Origin of the sequence: Myxococcus sp. MISCRS1 (assembly GCF_026626605.1) — a bacterium.
GTDB classification, from domain to species: domain Bacteria; phylum Myxococcota; class Myxococcia; order Myxococcales; family Myxococcaceae; genus Myxococcus; species Myxococcus fulvus.
The window spans coordinates 9,489,594-9,511,387 of record NZ_JAPNKB010000001.1; the positions used below are offsets into that span (position 1 = coordinate 9,489,594).

The window sequence follows — 21,794 nt, forward strand, 5'->3', positions numbered from 1 at the left end:
ATTCGCAAACGCACTCAGAAAAGGCGTGACACAGATGAGCACTGAAGCCAAGGCGTTGGCCCCGGTCGAGACCGCCGATGCCGCCCCCTCGCTCCTGGACGAAATCCTGTCCGAGACGAAGATGAAGCCCAACGACGACGGCTACGACGTGGCCCGTCGGGGCGTGCAGGCCTTCATCGCGGAGATGCTGGCCCCGGGCCGGTCGGCCGAGCGCGTGGACAAGGCGCTGGTGGACGCGATGATCGCGGAGGTGGACCAGCGGCTGAGCGCGCAGGTCAACGAGATCCTCCATCACAAGGACCTCCAGTCGCTGGAGTCCGCGTGGCGCTCGCTCAAGTTCCTGGTGGAGCGCACCGACTTCCGGGAGAACGTCCGGGTGGAGGTGCTCAACGCCTCCAAGCAGGACCTGCTCACCGACTTCGAGGACGCGCCCGAGGTGGTGAAGTCCGGCCTGTACCGCACCGTCTACTCCAACGAGTACGGCGTCTTCGGCGGCAAGCCCTACGGCCTGGTGGTGGGCAACTTCGACATCGGCCCGGGCGCGGAGGACCTGACGCTGCTGCGCAGCATCGCCTCCGTGGCGGCCATGTCCCATACGCCCTTCGTGGCCAACGCCTCGCCGGAGTTCTTCGGCCAGCCGTCGTTCCTGGAGCTGCCGGCGCTCAAGGACCTGAAGTCCCTGTTCGAGGGGCCGCAGTACGCGCGCTGGCACTCGTTCCGCGAGAGCGAGGACGCGCGCTACGTGGGCCTGTGCATGCCGCGCTTCCTCTTGCGGCTGCCCTACAGCGAGAAGACGGTGCCGGTGAAGTCGTTCAACTTCACCGAGGACGTGGTCGGCTCGCATGACCGCTACCTGTGGGGCTACGCCTCCACGGCGTTCGCCACGCGCGTGACGGACTCGTTCGCCAAGTTCCGCTGGTGCCCGAACATCATCGGTCCCCAGGCGGGCGGCGCGGTGGAGCAGCTGCCCCTGCACCAGTACGAGGCCATGGGGGAGATCCAGACGAAGATCCCCACCGAGGTGCTCCTCACCGAGCGGCGCGAGTACGAGCTGTCGGAGGAGGGCTTCATCGGTCTGGTGTTCCGCAAGGACACGGACAACGCGGCGTTCTTCTCCGCCAACTCCGTGCAGAAGCCCAAGTTCTTCGGCAACAGCCCCGAGGGCAAGGTCGCGGAGACGAACTACCGGCTGGGCACCCAGCTGCCCTACATGTTCATCATGTCCCGCCTGGCGCACTACGTGAAGGTGCTCCAGCGCGAGCAGATCGGCAGCTGGAAGGAGCGCTCGGACCTGGAGCGCGAGCTCAACCAGTGGATCAACCAGTACGTCGCGGACATGGACGACCCGGCGCCGTCCGTGCGCTCGCGCCGTCCGCTGCGCACCGCCCGCATCAAGGTGGAGGACGTGGAGGGGCAGCCGGGCTGGTACCGCTGCAACCTGCAGGTCCGCCCGCACTTCAAGTACATGGGCGCATCCTTCACGCTCTCGCTCGTCGGCAAGCTGGACAAGGAGTGAGCTGAGCGGGCGTGAGACCCGGAGCCGAAGGGTCCTTCAGGTCGCCGTTCCAGTCAGGGGCGGCGGCCACCATGCAGTCCGGAGCCCTACGGCACGAGGGCTCCTGTTCCACGTCGCAGGCGTCACACCACCAACAAGCAGGGGGAGAGCCACATGGCCGAGACAGTACATCTGTACCTGAAGGCGAACGGGAAGGACATCAAGGGCGCGAGCACCCAGACGAGCCTCGGTCGCGAGGACTCCATCGAGTGCGTCTACTACGAGCAGGGTGTCGTCACCGCGCGCGAGGCCGGCTCCGGCATCGCCACGGGTCGCCGCCAGTACCAGCCGCTGCTCATCCGGAAGCGCATCGACAAGGCGACGCCGCTCCTGATGAAGGCGCTGACGAACAACGAGGCCATCGACGCCACGTTCAAGTTCTTCCGCCCCAGCCCCACCGGTGACGGCACCACGGAGCAGTTCTACACGGTGACGTTCTCCAAGGGCCGCGTCGCCAGCGTCAAGCAGGTGGTGGAGAACACCATCGTCCCCGCGACGGCGACCAACCCTCCGCTCGAGGAGGTCTCCTTCGTGTTCCACACCATCAGCTGGACGGTCAGCGAGGGTGGCGTGACGCACGAGGATACGTGGGACAAGCAGCAGTAAGGGGAGCCATGGCGCGTGCTCCCTGAAGGGAGCGCGGGCCGGGGCGGCGAGGCAGGAGGGAGCGACGGGATGGGACGCGGGTTGTTGTCGCGAATCGAGGTGGGGACGGGCTCGGCCGAGCGAGAGCAGGACATGACTGACTCCATTGCCCAACACCTGCGCGTGCTGCTCAACGCGCGCAAGGGCGGCTCGGCCACGGTACCGGGCTTTGGAGTCATGGACTTCACCGACCTGGTGCACACCTTCCCCACGGCCATCCAGACGCTCCAGTCGGCCATCCGCGCGACGGTGTTGGAGTTCGAGCCGCGCATCCAGCACGTGAGCGTGCGCCACGTCCCGGACGTGGACCCGCTGCTCTTGCGCTTCGAAATCACCGCGCAGCCCGCGGGCAAGGGCGCGCGGGGGATGCTCCGCTTCCGGACGCAGATGTCGCCGGGAGGCAAGGTCGAGGTCTGGTAAGCGAACCGGTACGGCGGGGGAGTCGCGGTGTTCAGCAAGTACTACCAGAGCGAGCTCACATATCTGCGGGAGATGGGCCGCGCGTTCGGCACCGTCAACCCGGCGCTGGCCGGGCTCCTGGTGGAGCGCGGTGGCGACCCGGACGTGGAGCGGCTCCTGGAGGGGTTCGCGTTCCTGACGGCGCGCGTGCGCGAGCGCATCGACGGCGCGGTGCCGGAGGTGATTCACGGGCTGACGGAGCTGCTCCTGCCGCACTACCTGCGGGTGGTGCCGGCGTGCTCGGTGGTGGAGTTCACCCCCCACGCGCGCCTGCTGCGCGGCCGCTCCCGGATTGCGGCGGGGACGGAGGTGGGCGCCAAGCCCGTGGACGGCACCGTCTGCACCTTCAGAACGACGCGCGCGGTGGACCTGCTGCCGCTGACGCTGACGGAGACGACGCTGGACCAGTCCTCGCCCGCGGCGCCCGTGCTGCGCGCGCAGCTGCAGCTGGTGGAGCAGGGCCGGGCGGAGATCTTCACGGAGGAGGGCCTGTCGCTGTTCCTCCACGCGGAGCTGCCGGTGGCGTCCATGCTGCTGGTGTGGCTCTTGCGCCATTGCAAGGGCGTGGTGCTGCGCAACCCCGCGGGCGGTCCGTCCGTGCGGCTGGGGCCGGAGTGCCTCCGCGCCACGGGCCTGGAGGCGGGCAACACGCTGTGGCCCTGGCCGGCCACGGTGCCGGAGGGCTACCGGCTCCTGCAGGAGTACTTCACGCTGCCGCAGAAGTTCCTCTTCATCGACGTGAAGGGGCTGCAGGCGGCCAGCGAGCTGACCGGCCAGAAGCTGGAGCTGCTCTTCGAGTTCGAGCGGCCGCCCACGCTGCCCGGGCGCCTGCCCAAGGACGTCTTCCGGCTGCACTGCGCGCCGGTGGTCAACCTCTTCGCCGCGTCCGCGGACCCGGTGCGCACCGGCTCCCTGGGCCACGAGCACCTGGTGCGCGCCTCGGGCGTGGAGCCGGGGCACATGGAGGTGTACTCGGTGGACTCCGTCACGGGGCTGCCGCAGGGCCGCACCGAGCGCCAGCAGTACCGGCCGTACTTCGACTTCGCGCACGCCACGGGCGACGCGTCGCGCTTCTATCGGCTGCACCATGCCCTGTCGCCGCTGGATGACGCGATGGACGTCTCGCTGTCGCTGGGCAGCCCGCGCGACGCGGCGCCGTCGCTGGCGGATGAGACGCTGTCCATCGAGCTGACGTGCACCAACCGCTCGCTGCCCTCGCGGCTGCAGGTGGGGGACTTGAGCGTGCCCACCGCGGCGTCGCCCACCACGGCGCGCTTTCGCAACATCGTCGCGGTGACGCGGCCGTCCAGGCCGCCCATGGGCTCGGAGCTGCACTGGCGGCTGCTCTCCCACCTGAGCCTCAACCAGCGCTCGCTGCTGGAGCCCGGCGCGCTGCAGTCGATGCTGGCGCTCTACAACTTCCAGGCGACGGCGGACCAGTCCACCGCGCGCGCCAACGAGCTGCGCGTGGGCGCGCTGCGGGAGGTGAGGGGACAGCCGATGACGCGCTTCCTCCAGGGCGCCCCCGTGCGAGGCGTGCAGGTGACGGTGGAGCTGGACGAGGCGGGCTTCACGGGCCCGGGGGACGCGTTCCTCTTCGGCTGCGTGCTCGACGAGCTGTTCGCCTCGCACGTGAGCCTCAACTCCTTCAGCGAGCTCGTGCTGCGCCTCCAACCCTCTCGACTGGAGTACCGGTGGCTTCCCCGGAACGGCCGACAGACGATCTGCTGAAGGCCGTCCAGCGCTTGAGCGAACGCCCCGGGCAGTGGGCCTTCAGGCCGCTGGTGGCGCTGCTGGAGCGGCTGACGTCGGAGGCGGTGCCCGTGGGCGGCACGGGGCCCGTCGTGGAGGAGGCCATCCGCTTCCGGCATGACCCGTCGCTCACCTTCAGCGCGGGGGACGTCAGCCGCATCCGCGTCGTGCCCCCGTCGGGCGAGCTGGGCGGCTCCTCGCACGTGGTGGAGGTGATGACCACGTTCCTGGGGCTCACCGGCGCCGTGTCGCCGCTGCCGGACTACATCCCGGAGGAGATTGCCCAGGAGGACCCGGACTCCGCGCGCCGGCGCGACTTCCTGGACCTGTTCCATCACCGGCTGCTGTCGCTCTTGTACCGGGCGCTGTCGCGCTACTCGCTGCAGGCGGAGACGACGCGGGAGGGCAGCGACGTCTGGTCCCAGCGGCTGTTGTCGCTGGCGGGGCTGGACACCTACGAGCGGCCGTACCCGGGCGCGCTGTCATCCGCGCAGCTGTTGCGCCTGGCGCCGCTGCTCGCCGCCCGCGCGCGCACGGCGGGCACGCTGGAGCTGGCGCTGACGGACGTGCTGGCGCCCGTGCTGGGCGAGGCGAAGGTGTCGCTGCGTCAGTTCTCCGGCCACTGGGTGGACATCGAGGCGGACAACCGGATGCGGCTGGGGCGGACGAACACGAACCTGAGCCGCACCGCGCTGCTCGGCTCCAGGATGTTCGACCGCTCGGGCAGCTTCGACATCCACATCGCGCCGCTGGAGGGGGACGTCTACCGGCGGCTGATGCCCGAGGGGGACTTGTCCCCGGTGGTGCGCGAGGTGGTGGACCTGGTCGTGAGGGACCCGCTCGACTGCTCGCTGGTGCTGGGCGTGCGCGAGGCGGAGCTGCCGCGCTTCCGTCTGGCGACGCAGTCCCCCTCGCGGCTGGGCCACGACTGCTACCTGGGGCAGCGCCGGAGCGACACGCGCCTGCGCCTGCGCACCGTGCCACTGCCGGCCGCCCCCCGGCGCGCCGCGCCGCCTTCGCCGTCATGACGCCGTCCTTCCGGTGTTCCCACCCGCCGCCAGCCAAACCCCTGGAGCGTAATCATGCGCGTTGAACCCAAGACCCTCGTGCGGCGCCTGACGCCCTCGGCCACGCGGATGCTGGAGGCCGCCGTGTCGCGCGCGAGCACCGCGCGCTGCTACGAAATCATCCCCGAGCACCTCTTGCGCCAGCTCCTGGAGGACGAGGACGGCGAGGCCTCGCGGCTGTTGCGCCACTTCCAGGTGGACCGCGCGAAGGTCATCGGCTCCATCGAGGACGCGCTGCGCGAGCTGCGCACGGGCAACGCGGGCCGGCCCGTGTTCTCCGAGAGCCTGTTCCAGTGGTTCGAGGACGCGTGGCTGGTGGCCTCGCTGGAGCACGGCGCGGCGCGGCTGCGCTCGGGCGCGCTGATGTGGCAGTGGATCGCCCGCTCCTCGCGCTACTCCGCGGAGTCCTACCCGGCGCTGGACGCCATCTCCGTGGAGGCGCTCAAGAAGGTCTTCGACGAGGTGGTGGGCGGCTCGAAGGAGGCGGCGGAGGTGGGCAGCGCGGCCTCGGCGGCGCCCGCGGCGGGAGGGGGCCGGGGCGAGGAGGCGCTCACGCGCTTCACCAACTCCTTCACGCAGAAGGCGCGCGACGGGAAGATCGACCCCATCTTCGGCAGGGACCGGGAGATTCGTCAGGTCATCGACGTGCTGGCGCGGCGGCGCAAGAACAACCCCATCATCGTGGGCGAGCCGGGCGTGGGGAAGACAGCGCTGGTGGAGGGGCTGGCGCGCGCCATCGTCGCGGGCGACGTGCCGGAGTCCATGCGCAACCTGGAGGTGCTCGGGTTGGACCTGGGCGCGCTGCAGGCGGGCGCGGGGGTGCGCGGCGAGTTCGAGAACCGGCTCAAGGCGGTCATCTCCGAGGTGAAGGGCTCGCCCAAGCCCATCATCCTCTTCATCGACGAGGCGCACACGCTCATCGGCGCGGGCGGCCAGCAGGGCGGCGGCGACGCGGCGAACCTGCTCAAGCCGGAGCTGGCGCGCGGCGAGCTGCGCACCATCGCGGCCACCACGTGGGCCGAGTACAAGAAGTACTTCGAGAAGGACGCCGCGCTGGAGCGGCGCTTCCAGCCCATCAAGGTGGACGAGCCGTCGGAGGCGGACGCGGTGCTGATGCTGCGTGGCCTGACGCCCACGTATGCGCAGTCCCACGGCATCACCATCCGCGACGAGGCGGTGGTGGCCGCGGTGGAGCTGTCCCACCGCTACATCTCCGGGCGGCAGCTGCCGGACAAGGCGGTGGACCTGCTCGACACGGCGGCGGCGCGCGTGAAGATTGAGCAGAGCGCCCGGCCGGACGAACTGGTGGAGGCGGAGTCGCGCCTGGCGGCGCTGGAGCGCGAGCTGGGCGTGCGCGAGCGGGAGCGCGCCGCGGGGCACGTGTCGAAGGACGAGGACGAGGGCCCGACGCTGGAGGAGAAGCTCTCCGCCACGCGCGACCAGGTGGCCACGGTGAAGGCCCGCTGGGAGCAGGAGCGGGCGGCGGTGGACGAGGTGAAGAAGGCCCGCGCGGCGCTGGAGGCGGCGGAGCCCGACGCGGACACCGCCAAGCTGAAGGCGGACGTGGCCCAGGCGCGCGCGAAGCTGGAGACGCTGCAGGGCGAGTCTCCGCTGATCCACGTGGAGGTGGACCCGGACGTGGTGGCGCGCGTGGTGGCGGGGTGGACGGGGGTGCCGGTGGGCAAGCTGCGCAGCAGCTCCGTGGGGGCGGTGCTCTCGCTGGAGGAGACGCTGCGCTCGCGGGTGCGCGGGCAGGACGCGGCGCTGCGCGCGGTGGCGGAGACGCTGCGCATGTCGCACGCGGGCATCCGCAACCCCAACACGCCCATCGGCGTGCTGCTCTTCGTGGGGCCCAGCGGCGTGGGCAAGACGGAGACGGCGCTGGCGCTGGCGGACTCGCTCTACGGCGGAGACCGCTTCCTCACCACCATCAACATGTCGGAGTTCCAGGAGAAGCACACCGTGTCGCGGCTCATCGGCTCGCCGCCCGGCTACGTGGGCTACGGCGAGGGCGGCGTGCTGACGGAGGCGGTGCGCCAGCGGCCCTACTCCGTCGTCCTGCTGGACGAGTGCGAGAAGGCGGACCTGGAGGTGATGAACCTCTTCTACCAGGTGTTCGACAAGGGCATGTTGTCCGACGGCGAGGGGCGGCTCATCGACTTCCGCAACACGGTGGTCATCCTCACCAGCAACCTGGCCACGGACGCGCTGATGCAGCTGTACTCGGGCCCGGAGGCGCCGAGCACGGACACGGTCAGCGAGACCATCCGCCCCATCCTCAGCCGGCACTTCAAGCCGGCGCTCCTGGCGCGCATGTCGGTGGTGCCGTTCCTGCCGATCGCCAAGGACGTGCTCAAGCAGATCGCCGAGATGAAACTTTCGGCCCTGGCGGACCGGCTGCACACGTCGCACCGGGTCAAGACGGAGTTCGCCCCGGAGGTGTACGAGGAGTTCGCCCGGCGCTGCCAGGACAACGACTCGGGGGCTCGCAACGTGGACCACGTGCTGCGTGCCTCGTTGATGCCCCGGCTGTCGTTGGAGGTCCTGGAGAGGCTCGCCGCGGGAGGCGTCCCGAGCCGCCTGAGGGTCGGCCTGGGGGCCGGGGGCGACTGGGACCTCGCATTCTCAGACAGCTGATAGTCGGGTGGTGCATCTCGGACCTGGGGGAGGGATGATGCCTCCCGCCGGGCCGTGACGAACTGTCGCGAGGTACACCCCCCGGGGGGGCTTCCCCCCACCGCTTCGGGATAGGAGTGAGCCGTGCTGCCCCTCGTCATCCGAATCAAGGACCTGGAGACGCAGCCGCCGAAGGAGCGGCAGTATGTCTTCACGCACTCGCCCGTGCGCATCGGTCGCAACCAGCTCAACGACATCTCCATCCCCAAGTCGTTCGTGTCGTTGTTCCATGCGCTGGTCCGGTTCAACCAGAAGTCCATCCACGTGGTGGACCTGGGCTCGACGAACGGGCTGAGCATCGACGGGCGGCGCATCGACAAGAACGTCCCGGTGCGGGTGGGCGAGGAGACGCGCGTCACCATCGGCACCATCGAGATGCGCCTGTCGCGGGAGGCCGCGGCGTCGGCGGGGGATGGGCAGTCGCGCATGACGCAGTTCCGCGCGCTGGCCACGCTGCAGGGCCCCGATGACGGGACGCCCATGAGCTTCAAGCCGACGCCGGTGCAGGGGCGCGAGCAGGTGGTGGCCACCGCCATGCTGCCGGCCCTGAGCGACGCGGCGATCTCGCAGTCCCGCCGTCAGGAGGAGGTGAGCCCTCGCACGCTGCTGGTGCCGGCGCTCGACGAGGAGCTGGAGGGACAGGACCCGGGGCAGCGCACCATCATCTCCGGCATCCCCATTCCGGACCCCGAGCCTCCGACGGCGCCCGCGGGCCGCCGCGCGCCGACGAGCAACAGCGTGCGCGTGGTGGCGCCGCCGCCGCCCGCCGCGTCCTCGAACGGCTTGCAGAGCTCCATCCAGCAGCTGGTGCCGCTCTACAACGCGTACCGCAACGCGTGGCAGACGCTGCACGAGTCCATGGTCCGTCAGGCGGGGACGCTGCCGGAGGCGGACCGGGCGTCGCTCGTCGCGCAGCTGCAGCGGCGGCTGCCCGGGGTGGCGCATGAGCCGCAGTTCGGCCAGTTCGCGCGCTCGCTGGGGGTGGCGCTGCCGCAGTCGTCCGGGGGCAACTCCCAGGTGACGCCGGTGCCCGCGGCGCCGGGGGGCGGCAACCGGCTGGATGTGATGGCGCGGGAGCTGTTGGGTCAGTTCGTGCGCTCGTACCTGCCGGGGAGCAAGGGATTGGAGTCGGGGGCGGACATCGACCGCTTCCTGGACCGGTTGGCGGATGTGCTGGAGACGTTCGGCCGCGCGTTCGTGGAGCTGCGGCAAGGGCATGACCAGTTCGGCCAGGAGATGGCGGTGATGCTGGCGCGGGACGTGACGCCGCTCTCCAAGAGTCGCAACACGCGCGAGGTGTTGCGCTACCTGTTGGACTGGAAGGCGCCGGACAGCGCGGAGCGGGTGCAGGAGCTGATGGGCGGGTTCGTGGATGTGATGATCCACCAGATTGCCTTGCTCAACGGCATGCGCGAGGGCGTGAAGGACCTGCTCCAGCGCTTGTTGCCGGGCGAGCTGGAGGAGGGCAAGGGCGGCTCGTTCTTCTCGCGGCTGTGGCCGTTCCAGGCGTCGCGCAAGCTCAAGCGGCTGGAGGAGCGGCTCAGGACGCTGATGGAGGAGGAGCGCGAGCTGAGCGCGGTGTTGTTCGGTCCGGAGTTCGCGAAGGCGTACCACGCCATCGTGGGTGACGCGGCGAACAAGAGTGGTGATGGGGAGGTCTCAGTGGTGTCCAAGCGCCGGGCTCGGGAGTCATCAGGGACATGAGGAAGACACAGTCGTTGGTGTTGGGGTGCGCGTTGGCGTTGGCGGGGTGCAAGAGCACCGCGCCGGTGCGCGCGGCGCCGGCGGTGGCGGCGTTGTGTTTCTCGGAGCGGCCCACGGGGGTGCATGCGCTGTCTCCAGACCAGTGGCGGGCGGAGGTGCTCTATCCGTTGCTGCTGAGTGGTTACGACACGCGGACGTGGCAGGTGGCGACGCCGGTGACGGACTGCATGGGGACGCCGGTGCTCTGGCAGGACCCGGCGCCGGGGGAGTGCGTGGAGGCGGGCTCCACGGCGGCGATGTTGCCTCCGACGACCCTGACGGCGGGGGACGTGGTGGTGAGCGAAATCCGGCCGGAGCTGCGGCTGGTGTGGGCGGTGGCGCGTCACTTCGCGGATGGAGAGGGGCTGGGCCCGGTGGCGTTGGTGGAGTCGACGCCGCGAGGGTTGGCGGTGCGGGCGCTGGGGGTGCTGCGCTCGAGGACGAAGAACGCGAGGTTGCGGCTGGAGCGGATGGGGGGCGTGGACCTGCTGGTGGCGGAGGGGGAGCGGTGCGCGGGGCCGATGGGGACGGCGTGCCAGCGCGCGGTGCGGGTGTTGTTGCAGCGGGGCAACCGCTTCATCAACGAGCCGGTGTTGACGGCGGAGGGGGCGTGCGCGAGCCCGGCGCTCTTCCAGCTGAACCGGACGGCGTCGCGCTCGCTGCCGAGCCGGTGGCTGCGTCGCTACGACTACACGGCGGCGCTGAGCTTCGCGGCGGACGCCATCCGGTTGCAGGAGCAGATGGTGGTCAACGACATGGACCCCAAGCAGCCCAGCATCCCGCCAAGGCAGTTCCGCAAGGCGCAGATCGACCGGAGCGTGAAGCTGTCCTCGGGCCGCCTGGTCGTCGACGACTCGTCCTTGTGGGGCCGGCTGCTGGAGGACGGCGCGACCGAGTCGACGAAGTAGACGTCTTGGAGGGCCCCGGTGACGAGGCCCTCCTCAGGGCTACGCGGCCTGGGCCGTGGCGAGCAGGGCCCTCAGGTGCGTGAGGTACGCCGAGGACAGCTTCTCGAGCGTGCCCCTCGCATGGAGGTTCTCGCTGTAGGCCCACGCGAGGTGGAAGGTGCCCTCGGAGACGTAGGCCGTGATGTCCAGGACGCGTGAGCGGGGGCCACCCAATGCTCGCTCCGGTCCGACGGACTCCGACGCGGGCCGCAGCGGTGCGTTGCCCGAGCGCACCAGGTCGAAGTGGCCCAGGTAGTTGAAGCACACCTCGGTCCTCGGCAGCCGCGCGAGCTGCTCTCGCACCGCCGTGTCCCGGCTCAGGTAGCGCAACACCCCGAAGCCCACGCCGCGGTTGGGCACCGCCTGGAGCTGCTCCTTCACCGACTGGAGCAGCGCGCCCGCGGAGGCTCCCGCGGGCGCCTCCACCACCACGGGGCTCAGCGCCGTGAACCAACCCACGGAGCGTGACAGCTCCACGCCCTCCAGAATCGACTCGCGGCCGTGGTTGTCCAGCTCGAGCAGATGCGCCGCGCGGCCCGTCCACTCCGTCAGCGCACGCACCAGCGCCGCGAGCAACACGTGGTCCACGTTGACGCTGTGCACGTCGCGCATCCGGTGCAGCAACACGCGCGTCTCCTCCTGCGTCAGCGCACCCTCCACCAGTCGTGTCGAGCCCTCGAGGTTCCGCCCCTCCGGGAAGTCCCGGGGAATCGGCGCCACCCGGCCGTAGACCTCCGAGGTCCACGTGGGCAGCTCCCGCCGCGCCTTGTCCGACTGCGCGTACTCCGACAGCTTCCGCGCCCACGCCTGATACGACGTGCTCTTGGGCGGAAGCTGGAGCGCCTTCCCGGCGCCGAGCTGCTCCCACAGCGTCTGCAGGTCCTCCATCAACACCCGCCACGAAATCCCATCCGTGGCCAGGTGGTGGACGATGAGCAGCAACCGCCCAGGCTCCTCGCGCCCCCAGTCGAAGAAGGCCACCCGCATGAGCGGCCCCGCGGACAGGTCCAGGCTCTTCTGGAGCGAGGTCGACAGCCGTTCCTGCTCCTGGACCCGCTGGCTCGCGGACAGCGCGCTCAAGTCGTGGTGGCTGAACGGCACCGGCACGTCGGGTCCGGCGTAGGACTGCTCCCATCCCGCGGAGCCCTGCACGAAGCGCAGGCGCAGCGAGTCGTGGTGCCGCATCAGCTTGCGCACCGCCTCCTCCATCTGCGCGGGCGACAGCCGCTGGTGCACCTCGAACAGGAACGCCTGGTTCCAGTGGTGCCGCTCCGTCGGGTACAGCTCGAAGAAGCGATTCTGGATGGGCGTGAGCGGCAAGGTCCCGGACACCGTCTGCTCGTCGGCGGCCTCCTCGGGCCTGCGCACGCGCGCGGCGAGCTCCGCGAGGCTCTGGCACTCCAGGATGTCCAGCGGCGTGAGCTGCAACCCGGCCTGGATGGCCTTGGCGACGACCATGATGCTCAGGATGGAGTCGCCCCCCAGCTTGAAGAAGTTGTCCGCCGGGCTCACGTGCTCCACGCGCAGCACCTGCTTCCAGATGTCCGCCAGGAGCAGCTCCGTTGGCGACTGGGGCGCCTGCGCCTCCTCCGGCTTCGGAGCGCTGGGGCTCACGGGCTCGGGCAGCGCCTTGCGGTCCACCTTGCCGTTGGGCGTGAGGGGCAGCGCCTCCAGCACCATGAAGACCGCCGGCACCATGTACTCCGGCATCTGCTGGGCGAGCCGCTCGCGCAGCGGCTCGGTCGCGAGCGTCTGGCCCGGGTGCGAGACGAGATACGCGACGAGCCGCTTCGTGCCCACGTCGTCCTCGCGCGCGAGCACCACCGCGTCACGCACCTCGGGCTGCTGGCAGAGGATGGCTTCGATCTCCCCCAGCTCGATGCGGAAGCCGCGAATCTTCACCTGATGGTCGATGCGGCCGAGGAACTCGAGCGCTCCATCCGGGAGCCGCCGCACCACGTCTCCCGTCCGGTAGACGCGCTCCTCACCGAACCTCACGAAGCGCTCGGCGGTGAGCTCGGGCCGTCCCAGATAGCCGCGCGTCACACCCGGTCCACCGATGAACAGCTCCCCCGGCACACCGACGGGAACGTGCTGCCGGTGGGCATCGAGGACGTGCGTGGTGGTGTGCCCGATGGGGAAGCCGAGCGGCACGGTGGGCGCGGGCTTCGAGGCCAGTCGCGGTGGCACCGCCCAGGTCAACACACCGATGGTCGTCTCGGTGGGACCGTAGTGGTTGATGACCCGGCACTCCGGAGCCAGGGTCTGCACCCGCTCCATCAGCTCCCATCGCGACGCCTCGCCGCCGAGGACGAGCCGCTGTCCCGGCAGGACGTGCTCGGGACGGGACGCGGTGAGCAGCGCCGTCAGGTGCGAGGGGACGATCTTCAGGCAGTCGATGCTCCGCGAGTGCATGTACTCGGCCATGGCCTCGGGGTTCGAGGCTCGCTCGTCGGAGATGATGTGGAGCGCTCCGCCCGTGGCGAGCGCCGGGAAGACCATGGTGTTCCCCAGGTCCGCGGCGAACGTGGACACCGTGGCGTAGCGAAGCCCTGGAGGCACGTCGAGGACGCGGGCGATGCCCGACAGGTAGTGGCTCAGGTTGCCGTGCGTGATGCCCACGCCCTTGGGCCGACCCGTGGAGCCGGACGTGTAGATGACATAGACGAGGTGCCGCGGCTCGACGGTGAGCGGCGGATTCTCGCGAGGCCGTCCTTCAAGCTCCTTCCATTGTGAGTCGACGCAGAAGACGTGCGCCTCACCGGGAGGAATCGACGCGCGGAGGGACTCCTGCGTGAGCACCACGGGCAGGCGCTGGTCCGACATCATGAACGCGAGTCGTTCCCGCGGGAGCCCCGGGTCCATCGGCAGGTACGCGCCGCCGGCCTTGAGGATGGCGAGCAGGCCCACGAGCAGGTCGAGCGAGCGCTCCAGGTACAGGCCCACCACGCGGTCCGGTCCCACGCCGAGCGATTGCAGCTGCGCGGCGAGCTGGTTCGCGCGCTCGTTGAGCTGTCGATAGGTGAGGGACCGGTCCTCGGAGACCAGCGCCGTGGCGTCCGGTGTGGCGGCGGCCTGTTGCTCGAACCGTGCGTGGAAGCACGTCGCGGGCGACTCCAGCGCTGGGGCCGTGTTCCACCGGACGAGCTGCCGCTGCTCCTCCGGCGTCAGCATGGACACGGAGTTGATGGGCACATCCGGGTTGGCCGCGATGTTCTCCAACAGCTGGCCCAGGTGGCCGAGCATCCGGCGGATGGTCTCCGGCTTGAAGAGGTCCGTGCTGTACGCGAAGGAGGTCTGCAGACCCTCGGCGGCCTCGCTCATGAAGAGGTGGAGGTCGAACTTGGTGTAGTTCCACTCCGTCTCGAGCATCGACACGTCGAGCCCCGCCATCTTCAGGTGGCCATAGGGGCTGTCCTGCAGGTTGAAGCGGACCTGGAAGAGCGGCGAGTAGCGAGGGTCTCTCGGAACCTGGAGCGCCTCGACGACCTGCTCGAACGGGACATCCTGGTGCGCATAGGCACCCAGGGACACCTCACGCACGCGACGCAGCAGCTCGCGGAACGTGGGCTCGCCGGACAGGCGCGTGCGCATCACCAGCGAGTTGACGAAGAAGCCGATGAGGCCCTCCAGCTCCGCGCGGTGGCGATTCGCGATGGCCGTGCCGACGCTGATGTCGTCCTGCCCCGAGTAGCGTGAGAGCAGGAGCTGAAAGCCCGCGAGCAGCGTCATGAAGAGGGTGGTGCCCTCCTTCCGACTGAGACGCACGAGCGATTCGAGGAGCGCGGGCGGCAGCGTGATGCTCTCGACGGCGCCACGGAAGGACTGGGAGGGAGGACGCGGGAAGTCTGTCGGCAGCGGGAGGAAGGACGGCGCGCCCGTGAGCTGCTCCTTCCAGTACCCGAGCTGAGCATCGAGCCGTTCACCGTTCAGCCACTGGTGCTGCCACACGGCGAAGTCGGCGTACTGGATGGCCATCGGCGCGAGGGGCGAGGGCTCGTCACGGGTGAACGCGGTGTAGAGCGCGCTCAGCTCGCGGAAGAGCACCTCCAGGGACCAGCCATCCGAGACGATGTGGTGCATCGTCAGCAGCAACACGTAGCGCTGAGGCGCGGTCCGCAGCAGCGTCGCGCGGATGACAGGGCCTTGGGCGAGGTTGAAGGGGCGCTGAGCTTCTTCCACCGCCAGCGCACGCGCCGTCTCATCCGCGTTCGGCTGGGTGGAGAGGTCGAACAGGGCCAGGTGCAGGGACTGCGACGGCGCGATGAGCTGGAAGGGTTGGCCGTCGTGGAGGGCGAAGGAGGTGCGGAGGGACTCGTGACGCGCCATGAGGGCGTCGAGAGCGCGCTGGAGGGCGGGGAGGGAGAGCTCGCCGGAGAGGTGGATGGCGAGAGGGACGTTGTAGGCGGCGCTGCCAGGCTGGAGCTGGTCGATGAGCCAGAGGCGTTGCTGGGCGAAGGAGAGGGGGAGGTGAGCGTCCCTGGGGGAAGGGAGGATGGGGGACTGGGCGCCGGAGAGAGAGGCGGAGAGGACGCGGGCGAGGGAGGCGACGGTGGGGTTGGCGAAGAGGTCGCGGAGAGGAAGCTCGAGGCGGAGGGTTTCGCGGACGCGAGAGACGAGCTGGGTGGCGAGGAGGGAGTGGCCGCCCAGGTCGAAGAAGTTGTCGTCGACGCCGACGCGAGGAAGCGAGAGGAGCTGAGCCCAGAGGTTGGCGAGGAGCTCTTCGAGAGGGGAGCGAGGCGCGACGTAGGAGTCGGAGGCGTCGGCCACTCCGTCCGGAGAGGGAAGCGCCTTCCTGTCGACCTTGCCGTTGGGAGAGAGGGGCAAGGAGGGGAGGGAGACGAAGACGGAGGGGAGCATGTACTCCGGGAGGGAGCGCTTGAGGAAGTCGCGCAGCTCGGCGGAGGAGGGAGGAGAGGAGGAGGAGAAGTAGGCGACGAGGCGACGGTTGCCGGGAGAGTCCTCACGGGCGAGGACGACGCAGTCGTTGAGGGAGGGGTGGCGAAGCAGGGCGGCTTCGATTTCGCCCAGCTCGATGCGGAAGCCGCGAATCTTCACCTGGAAGTCGGAGCGGCCGAGGAACTCGATGGAGCCGTCGTGGAGGAGGCGGACGAGGTCTCCGGTTTTGTAGAGGCGAGCCTGGGGCTTGAAGGGGTGGGCAACGAAGCGCTCCGCGGTGAGTCCGGGCTGGTGGAGGTAGCCACGGGCGAGGCCGTCACCGCCGACGTAGAGCTCGCCGGGGACACCGACGGGGACAGGCTGCAGGGCACCGTCGAGGACGAAGGCGGTGGAGTTGGCGAGAGGCCTGCCGATGGGGACGGTGTGGCCCGGCGCGGGCGCCTGAGAGATGAGGTGCCAGGTGCTGAAGGTGGTGTTCTCGGTGGGCCCGTAGACGTGGAGCAGACGGGAGGGAGGGCCGTGGAGGAGGACGGCGCGGACGACGTCAGGGTCGACCAACTCACCGCCGAAGAGGACGGTGGAGAGGGAGGAGAAGGCGTCGGGCGCGTGGTGGGCGAGCTGGTTGAAGAGGGCGGTGGTGAGGAAGAGGGTGGAGACCTTCTCACCGCGCAGGTGCTGGACGAAGAGAGGCGGAGAGAGGGAGACGTCGCGAGGGACGCCGACGAGGAGCGCGCCGTTGAGGAGGGCGCCCCAGATTTCGAAGGTGGCGGCGTCGAAGGAGGCGTTGGAGACCTGGGCGACGCGGTCCTGGGAAGACAGCTGGATGTAGTCGGAGTCGCGGACGAGACGGACGACGCCGAGGTGGGGGACGACGATGCCCTTGGGCTGGCCCGTCGAGCCCGACGTGTAGATGGCGTATGCCAGATGCGAAGGCTGCGTCGAAGTGGGCGGCGCGCGGGGGGGCTGCCGGGCGAGCACCTCCGCTTGCGTGTCCATCGCCACGACGTGGACCCCACTCTCGGAGGAGAGCTTGCCGGAGAGCGCCTGTGTGGTGACGAGGATGGGGGCTCGCGCGTCCCGGAGCATGAACGAGAGGCGATCCACCGGATACGACGTGTCCAGCGGCAGATACGCCCCACCGGCCTTGAGGCACGCGAGCATCGCGACGATGAGTGACGGCGAGCGCTCCAGGTAGATGCCGACCAGCGTATCGGGGACGACACCGAGGGCCTGGAGGTGCCACGCGAGCTGGTTGGCCTGGGTCTCCAACTGCGCGTAGGTGAGCGACTCGTCTCCGAAGCGGACCGCGAGCGCGTGGGGTGTGGCTCGCGCCTGCACGGAGAACAGCTCATGGATGCAGCCGTGCCGGGGGAACTCGGTGGAGGTCTTGTTCCAGTCGAGGAGGACCTTGTTCCGCTCGGGCTCCGTGAGGAGCGGGAGCCCGGTGATGCGGGTGTCCGGCTGCTCCGCCGCGGCGGTGAGCAGCGTCTGGAAGTGCCCCAGCATCCGGTGGATGGTGTCCGGGGTGAAGAGGTCGGTGTTGTACTCGACCGCGCAGTCCAGCCCCTCGGGGCCCTCCACCGTGGCGACGATGAGGTCGAACTTCGACGTGTGCGTCCGAAGCTCTCTCGACTCCATCGACAAGGCCGACGCGGGCGGCGACTGCTCGGCGCCACTCTGGAGCGCGAACATCACCTGGAAGAGCGGTGAGTAGCTCGGGTCCCGCTCGGGCTGCAGGGCTTCGACGACCTGCTCGAAGGGGACGTCCTGGTGCGCGTAGGCGCCGAGCGCGACCTCGCGGACGCGACGCAGCAGCTCGCGGAAGGATGGCGCACCGGACACGTCGGTGCGCATCACCAGCGAGTTGACGAAGAAGCCGATGAGCCCCTCGAGCTCCGCGCGGTTGCGGTTCGCGATGGGCGTTCCGACGCTGATGTCCGTCTGTCCGCTGTAGCGGCGCAGGAGCACCTGGAAGCCCGCGAGCAGCGTCATGAAGAGGGTGGTGCCCTCCTTCCGGCTCAGCCGCTTGAGCGAGTCGAGCAACGACAGCGGCAGGGTGCGTCTCGCGACCGCGCCCCGGAACGTCTGGATGGCGGGACGCGGGAAGTCCGTCGGCAGCGGCAGGAACGGCGGCGCACCCGCGAGCTGCTCCTTCCAGTATGAGAGCTGGGCATCGAGCCGCTCGCCCTGGAGCCACTGACGCTGCCACACCGCGAAGTCCGCGTACTGGATGGGGAGCGCGGACAGGGGCGAGGGCTCGTCACGGGTGAACGCGGTGTAGAGCGCGTTCAGCTCGCGGAAGAGCACATCCATGGACCAGCCATCCGAGACGATGTGGTGCATCGTCAGCAGCAGGATGTGCTTCCTGTCGTCCGCGCGAAGCAGGGCGGCTCGAATCAGCGGGCCCTGGCTCAGGTCGAACGGCAGGCGTGCCGCTTCCTCGGAGAGCTGCGTGAGTCGCTCCTCACGCTCGTCGACGGGAACCTGCCGCAGGTCCACACACGTCAATGGCAGCGCGAGAGTCGGCGCGATGAGCTGGAAGGGTTGGCCGTCGTGGAGAGCGAAGGAGGTGCGGAGGGACTCGTGACGCGCCATGAGGGCGTCGAGAGCGCGCTGGAGGGCTGGGAGGGAGAGCTCGCCGGAGAGGTGGATGGCGAGAGGGACGTTGTAGGCGGCGCTGCCGGGCTGGAGCTGGTCGATGAGCCAGAGGCGCTGCTGGGCGAAGGAGAGGGGGAGGCGAGAGTCCCTGGGGGAAGGGACGATGGGGGACTGGGCGCCGGAGAGAGAGGCGGCGAGGACGCGGGCGAGGGAGGCGACGGTGGGGTTGGCGAAGAGGTCGCGGAGAGGAAGCTCGAGGCGGAGGGTTTCGCGGACGCGAGAGACGAGCTGGGTGGCGAGGAGGGAGTGGCCGCCCAGGTCGAAGAAGTTGTCGTCGACGCCGACGCGAGGAAGCGAGGAGCTGGGCCCAGAGGTTGGCGAGGAGCTCTTCGAGAGGGGAGCGAGGCGCGACGTAGGAGTCGGAGGCGTCGGCCACTCCGTCCGGAGAGGGAAGCGCCTTCCTGTCGACCTTGCCGTTGGGAGAGAGGGGCAAGGAGGGGAGGGAGACGAAGACGGAGGGGAGCATGTACTCCGGGAGGGAGCGCTTGAGGAAGTCGCGCAGCTCGGCGGAGGAGGGAGGAGAGGAGGAGGAGAAGTAGGCGACGAGGCGACGGTTGCCGGGAGAGTCCTCACGGGCGAGGACGACGCAGTCGTTGAGGGAGGGGTGGCGAAGCAGGGCGGCTTCGATTTCGCCCAGCTCGATGCGGAAGCCGCGAATCTTCACCTGGAAGTCGGAGCGGCCGAGGAACTCGATGGAGCCGTCGTGGAGGAGGCGGACGAGGTCTCCGGTTTTGTAGAGGCGAGCCTGGGACTTGAAGGGGTGGGCGACGAAGCGCTCCGCGGTGAGTCCGGGCTGGTGGAGGTAGCCGCGGGCGAGGCCGTCACCGCCGACGTAGAGCTCGCCGGGGACACCGACGGGGAGAGGCTGCAGGGCACCGTCGAGGACGAAGGCGGTGGAGTTGGCGAGAGGCCTGCCGATGGGGACGGTGTGGCCCGGCGCGGGCGCCTGAGAGATGAGGTGCCAGGTGCTGAAGGTGGTGTTCTCGGTGGGCCCGTAGACGTGGAGCAGACGGGAGGGAGGGCCGTGGAGGAGGACGGCGCGGACGACGTCAGGGTCGACCAACTCACCGCCGAAGAGGACGGTGGAGAGGGAGGAGAAGGCGTCGGGCGCGTGGTGGGCGAGCTGGTTGAAGAGGGCGGTGGTGAGGAAGAGGGTGGAGACCTTCTCACCGCGCAGGTGCTGGACGAAGAGAGGCGGAGAGAGGGAGACGTCGCGAGGGACGCCGACGAGGAGCGCGCCGTTGAGGAGGGCGCCCCAGATTTCAAAGGTGGCGGCGTCGAAGGAGGCGTTGGAGACCTGGGCGACGCGGTCCTGGGAGGACAGCTGGATGTAGTCGGAGTCGCGGACGAGACGGACGACGCCGAGGTGGGGGACGACGATGCCCTTGGGCTGGCCCGTCGAGCCCGACGTGTAGATGGCGTACGCCAGATTCGAGGGCGTCGTGAGCGTCGAGGGCGCGCGCGTGGGCAGCTTCACGAGCGTCGGCGCGAGCTCCTCCAAGCCGAGCACGCGGACTCCCTCGGGCGCTTGAATCGCTCCCGCGAGCGCGCGTGAGGTCAGCAGGATGGGCGCGCGAGCGTCCCGCAACATGAGCGAGAGGCGCTCCGCCGGATACGACGTGTCCAGCGGCAGATACGCCCCGCCGGCCTTGAGGCACGCGAGCATCGCGACGATGAGCGACGGCGAGCGCTCCAGGTAGAGACCGACCAGCGTATCGGGGACGACACCGAGGCCCTGGAGGTGCCACGCGAGCTGATTGGCCTGGGCCTCCAACTGCGCGTAGGTGAGCGACTCGTCTCCGAAGCGGACCGCGATGGCATCCGGCGAGGCATAGGCCTGGGCGGAGAACAGCTCATGGATGCAATGCTGGCGCGGGAAGTCGGTGGACGTGTGGTTCCAGTCGACCACGAGCTGCTGCCGCTCCGCCTCCGTGAGCATCGGCAGCTGGGTGATGCCGGTGTCAGGCTGCGTCGCGGCGGCGCTGAGCAGGGTCCGGAAGTGCCCCAGCATCCGCTCGATGGTGGCCGCGTCGAACAGGTCGGTGTCGTACTCCAGCTCTCCCGTGAGACCCGACGGCGTCTCCTCCAACGCCATCAACAGGTCGAACTTCGATGTGCCCGTCTCCACCGGCAGCGTGGTGAGCGTGAGCCCATCGAGCGACGCGGACGCGGTGGCGGACTCCTGCAGCGAGAACATCACCTGGAACAGCGGGTTCTGGCCCAGGTTGCGCTCGGGGTGGAGCGCTTCGACCACGTGCTCGAAGGGCAGGTCCTGATGCCCGTAGGCGCCGAGCGAGACCTCGCGCACGCGCTGGACGAGCTGTCGGAAGGTCGGCGCGCCGGACAGGTCCGTGCGGAGCACGAGCGTGTTGACGAAGAAGCCGATGAGCCCCTCGAGCTCCGGACGGTTGCGGTTGGCGATGGGCGTCCCCACGCAGACGTCCGTCTGGCCCGCGTAGCGGCTCATCAGGACGTTGAACAGGCTCAGCACCGTCATGAAGAGCGTGGTCCGCTCCTCGCGGCCCAGCGTCTTGAGCGCGTTCACCTCATCCAGCGGAATGGAGAACCGCGCCGCCCGGCCCTGGTGGCGCTTCACCGGCAGGCGCGGGCGGTCCGTGGGCAGCGTCAGCAGCGGCTGCGCTCCGGCGAGCTGCTTCTTCCAGTACTCGAGCTGCTCACGGACGGCGTCACTCCGGAGCCACTCGTTGTGCCAGAGCGCGAAGTCCGCGTACTGGAGCTTGAGGGGAGCAAGGGAGGGCTCGGTGCCCAGCCGGAGGGCGCTGTAGAGCGCCCCCAGCTCGAAGAAGAAGACGGACATCGACCAGCCGTCCGAGACGATGTGATGCATCGCCAGGAGCAGGACGTGGTCCTCGGGGGCCACGCGCAGCAGGGTGGCTCGGACGAGCGGGGCCTGGCTCAGGTCGAACGGCTTGCGAGACTCCTCCGTCGCGAGGTCCCGGAGGCGCTGCTCGCGCTCCACTTCGGACAGACCGCCGAGGTCGACGACCTGGAGGTCCAGGGACAGCTCCTCCGCGATGAGCTGGAGGGGCTCGTCCCTCTGGACGGTGAAGCAGGTGCGCAGCGACTCGTGGCGGCGCAGCAGCTGGTTCAGGGCCGCGCGCAGGGCGCGTTCATCCAGCGGCCCCTGGAGGCGCACGAAGACCGGCACGTTGTACTGCGCCTGGCCCGGCTCCAGGCGGTCGAGGAACCAGAGCCGACGCTGCGCGGAGGACAGCGCGACCTGATTGCCGCGCGAGGTGTTCGGCGTGATGGCCTGCTGCGCGGGCGCGTCCTTCTTGAGCGCGGCGAGCGACGCCCGGGCCTTGGCGTTCAGGATGCGGTCCGAAAACTTGCTCATGGATGAAGGTCTCGTTCTTCGAAGAGAGGCGCGGC

At 69.7% G+C, this 21,794-nt stretch carries 9 protein-coding genes and 1 pseudogene; 8 read left to right on the top strand and 2 right to left on the bottom strand.

Features of this window, described 5'->3' with window-relative positions; genetic code table 11:
- Nucleotides 1–34 precede the first annotated feature (34 nt).
- From tssC to OWM54_RS38155, 8 genes are all read left to right on the top strand, one after another.
- A complete protein-coding gene (tssC, locus tag OWM54_RS38120; RefSeq protein ID WP_141326399.1) occupies nt 35–1,516 on the top strand; it encodes a type VI secretion system contractile sheath large subunit in 1,482 nt (493 codons plus the stop codon).
- Nucleotides 1,517–1,669: 153 nt separating this feature from the next.
- Nucleotides 1,670–2,161 (top strand): type VI secretion system tube protein TssD, encoded by a 492-nt coding sequence (gene tssD, locus OWM54_RS38125; protein WP_046714479.1) that lies wholly within the window; start codon nt 1,670–1,672, stop codon nt 2,159–2,161.
- Between the two features lie 69 nt (nt 2,162–2,230).
- A complete protein-coding gene (gene tssE / locus OWM54_RS38130) occupies nt 2,231–2,620 on the top strand; it encodes a type VI secretion system baseplate subunit TssE (RefSeq protein ID WP_141326401.1) in 390 nt (129 codons plus the stop codon).
- 27 nt (nt 2,621–2,647) lie between these two features.
- A complete protein-coding gene (gene tssF / locus OWM54_RS38135) occupies nt 2,648–4,390 on the top strand; it encodes a type VI secretion system baseplate subunit TssF (protein WP_267700558.1) in 1,743 nt (580 codons plus the stop codon).
- 14 nt (nt 4,391–4,404) lie between these two features.
- Complete coding sequence (tssG, locus tag OWM54_RS38140) at nt 4,405–5,439, top strand: type VI secretion system baseplate subunit TssG (RefSeq protein ID WP_223747572.1); 1,035 nt, start codon at nt 4,405–4,407, stop codon at nt 5,437–5,439.
- A gap of 54 nt (nt 5,440–5,493) precedes the next feature.
- Complete coding sequence (tssH, locus tag OWM54_RS38145) at nt 5,494–8,115, top strand: type VI secretion system ATPase TssH (protein ID WP_223747573.1); 2,622 nt, start codon at nt 5,494–5,496, stop codon at nt 8,113–8,115.
- A gap of 123 nt (nt 8,116–8,238) precedes the next feature.
- Nucleotides 8,239–9,858, top strand: coding sequence for an FHA domain-containing protein (locus OWM54_RS38150; RefSeq protein ID WP_141326409.1), 1,620 nt, complete (start codon nt 8,239–8,241; stop codon nt 9,856–9,858).
- The gene (locus OWM54_RS38155; RefSeq protein ID WP_223747574.1) at nt 9,855–10,805 is read left to right on the top strand and encodes a hypothetical protein; all 951 of its coding nucleotides are present in this window, start codon (nt 9,855–9,857) and stop codon (nt 10,803–10,805) included. The genes OWM54_RS38150 and OWM54_RS38155 overlap by 4 nt, the downstream gene beginning before the upstream one ends.
- Before the next feature lie 39 nt (nt 10,806–10,844).
- Here OWM54_RS38155 and OWM54_RS38160 read toward each other — a convergent pair whose 3' ends face one another.
- Together OWM54_RS38160 and OWM54_RS38165 are read right to left on the bottom strand one after the other, a co-directional pair.
- Nucleotides 10,845–18,659 carry a non-ribosomal peptide synthetase gene (locus OWM54_RS38160; RefSeq protein ID WP_267701203.1) on the bottom strand — a complete coding sequence of 2,605 codons (7,815 nt, stop codon included), beginning with the start codon at nt 18,657–18,659 and terminating at the stop codon, nt 10,845–10,847.
- A gap of 163 nt (nt 18,660–18,822) precedes the next feature.
- Nucleotides 18,823–21,759: pseudogene (locus tag OWM54_RS38165) on the bottom strand (non-ribosomal peptide synthetase); the annotation flags it as partial.
- Between the last annotated feature and the right edge of the window lie 35 nt (nt 21,760–21,794).

Bases quoted from the DNA above. Each gene is read 5' to 3' on its own strand.
- tssE (WP_141326401.1), top strand. From the start codon at position 2,231: ATGGGACGCGGGTTGTTGTCGCGAATCGAGGTGGGGACGGGCTCGGCC.
- OWM54_RS38155 (WP_223747574.1), top strand. From the start codon at position 9,855: ATGAGGAAGACACAGTCGTTGGTGTTGGGGTGCGCGTTGGCGTTGGCG.
- tssD (WP_046714479.1), top strand. From the start codon at position 1,670: ATGGCCGAGACAGTACATCTGTACCTGAAGGCGAACGGGAAGGACATC.
- tssC (WP_141326399.1), top strand. From the start codon at position 35: ATGAGCACTGAAGCCAAGGCGTTGGCCCCGGTCGAGACCGCCGATGCC.
- tssH (WP_223747573.1), top strand. From the start codon at position 5,494: ATGCGCGTTGAACCCAAGACCCTCGTGCGGCGCCTGACGCCCTCGGCC.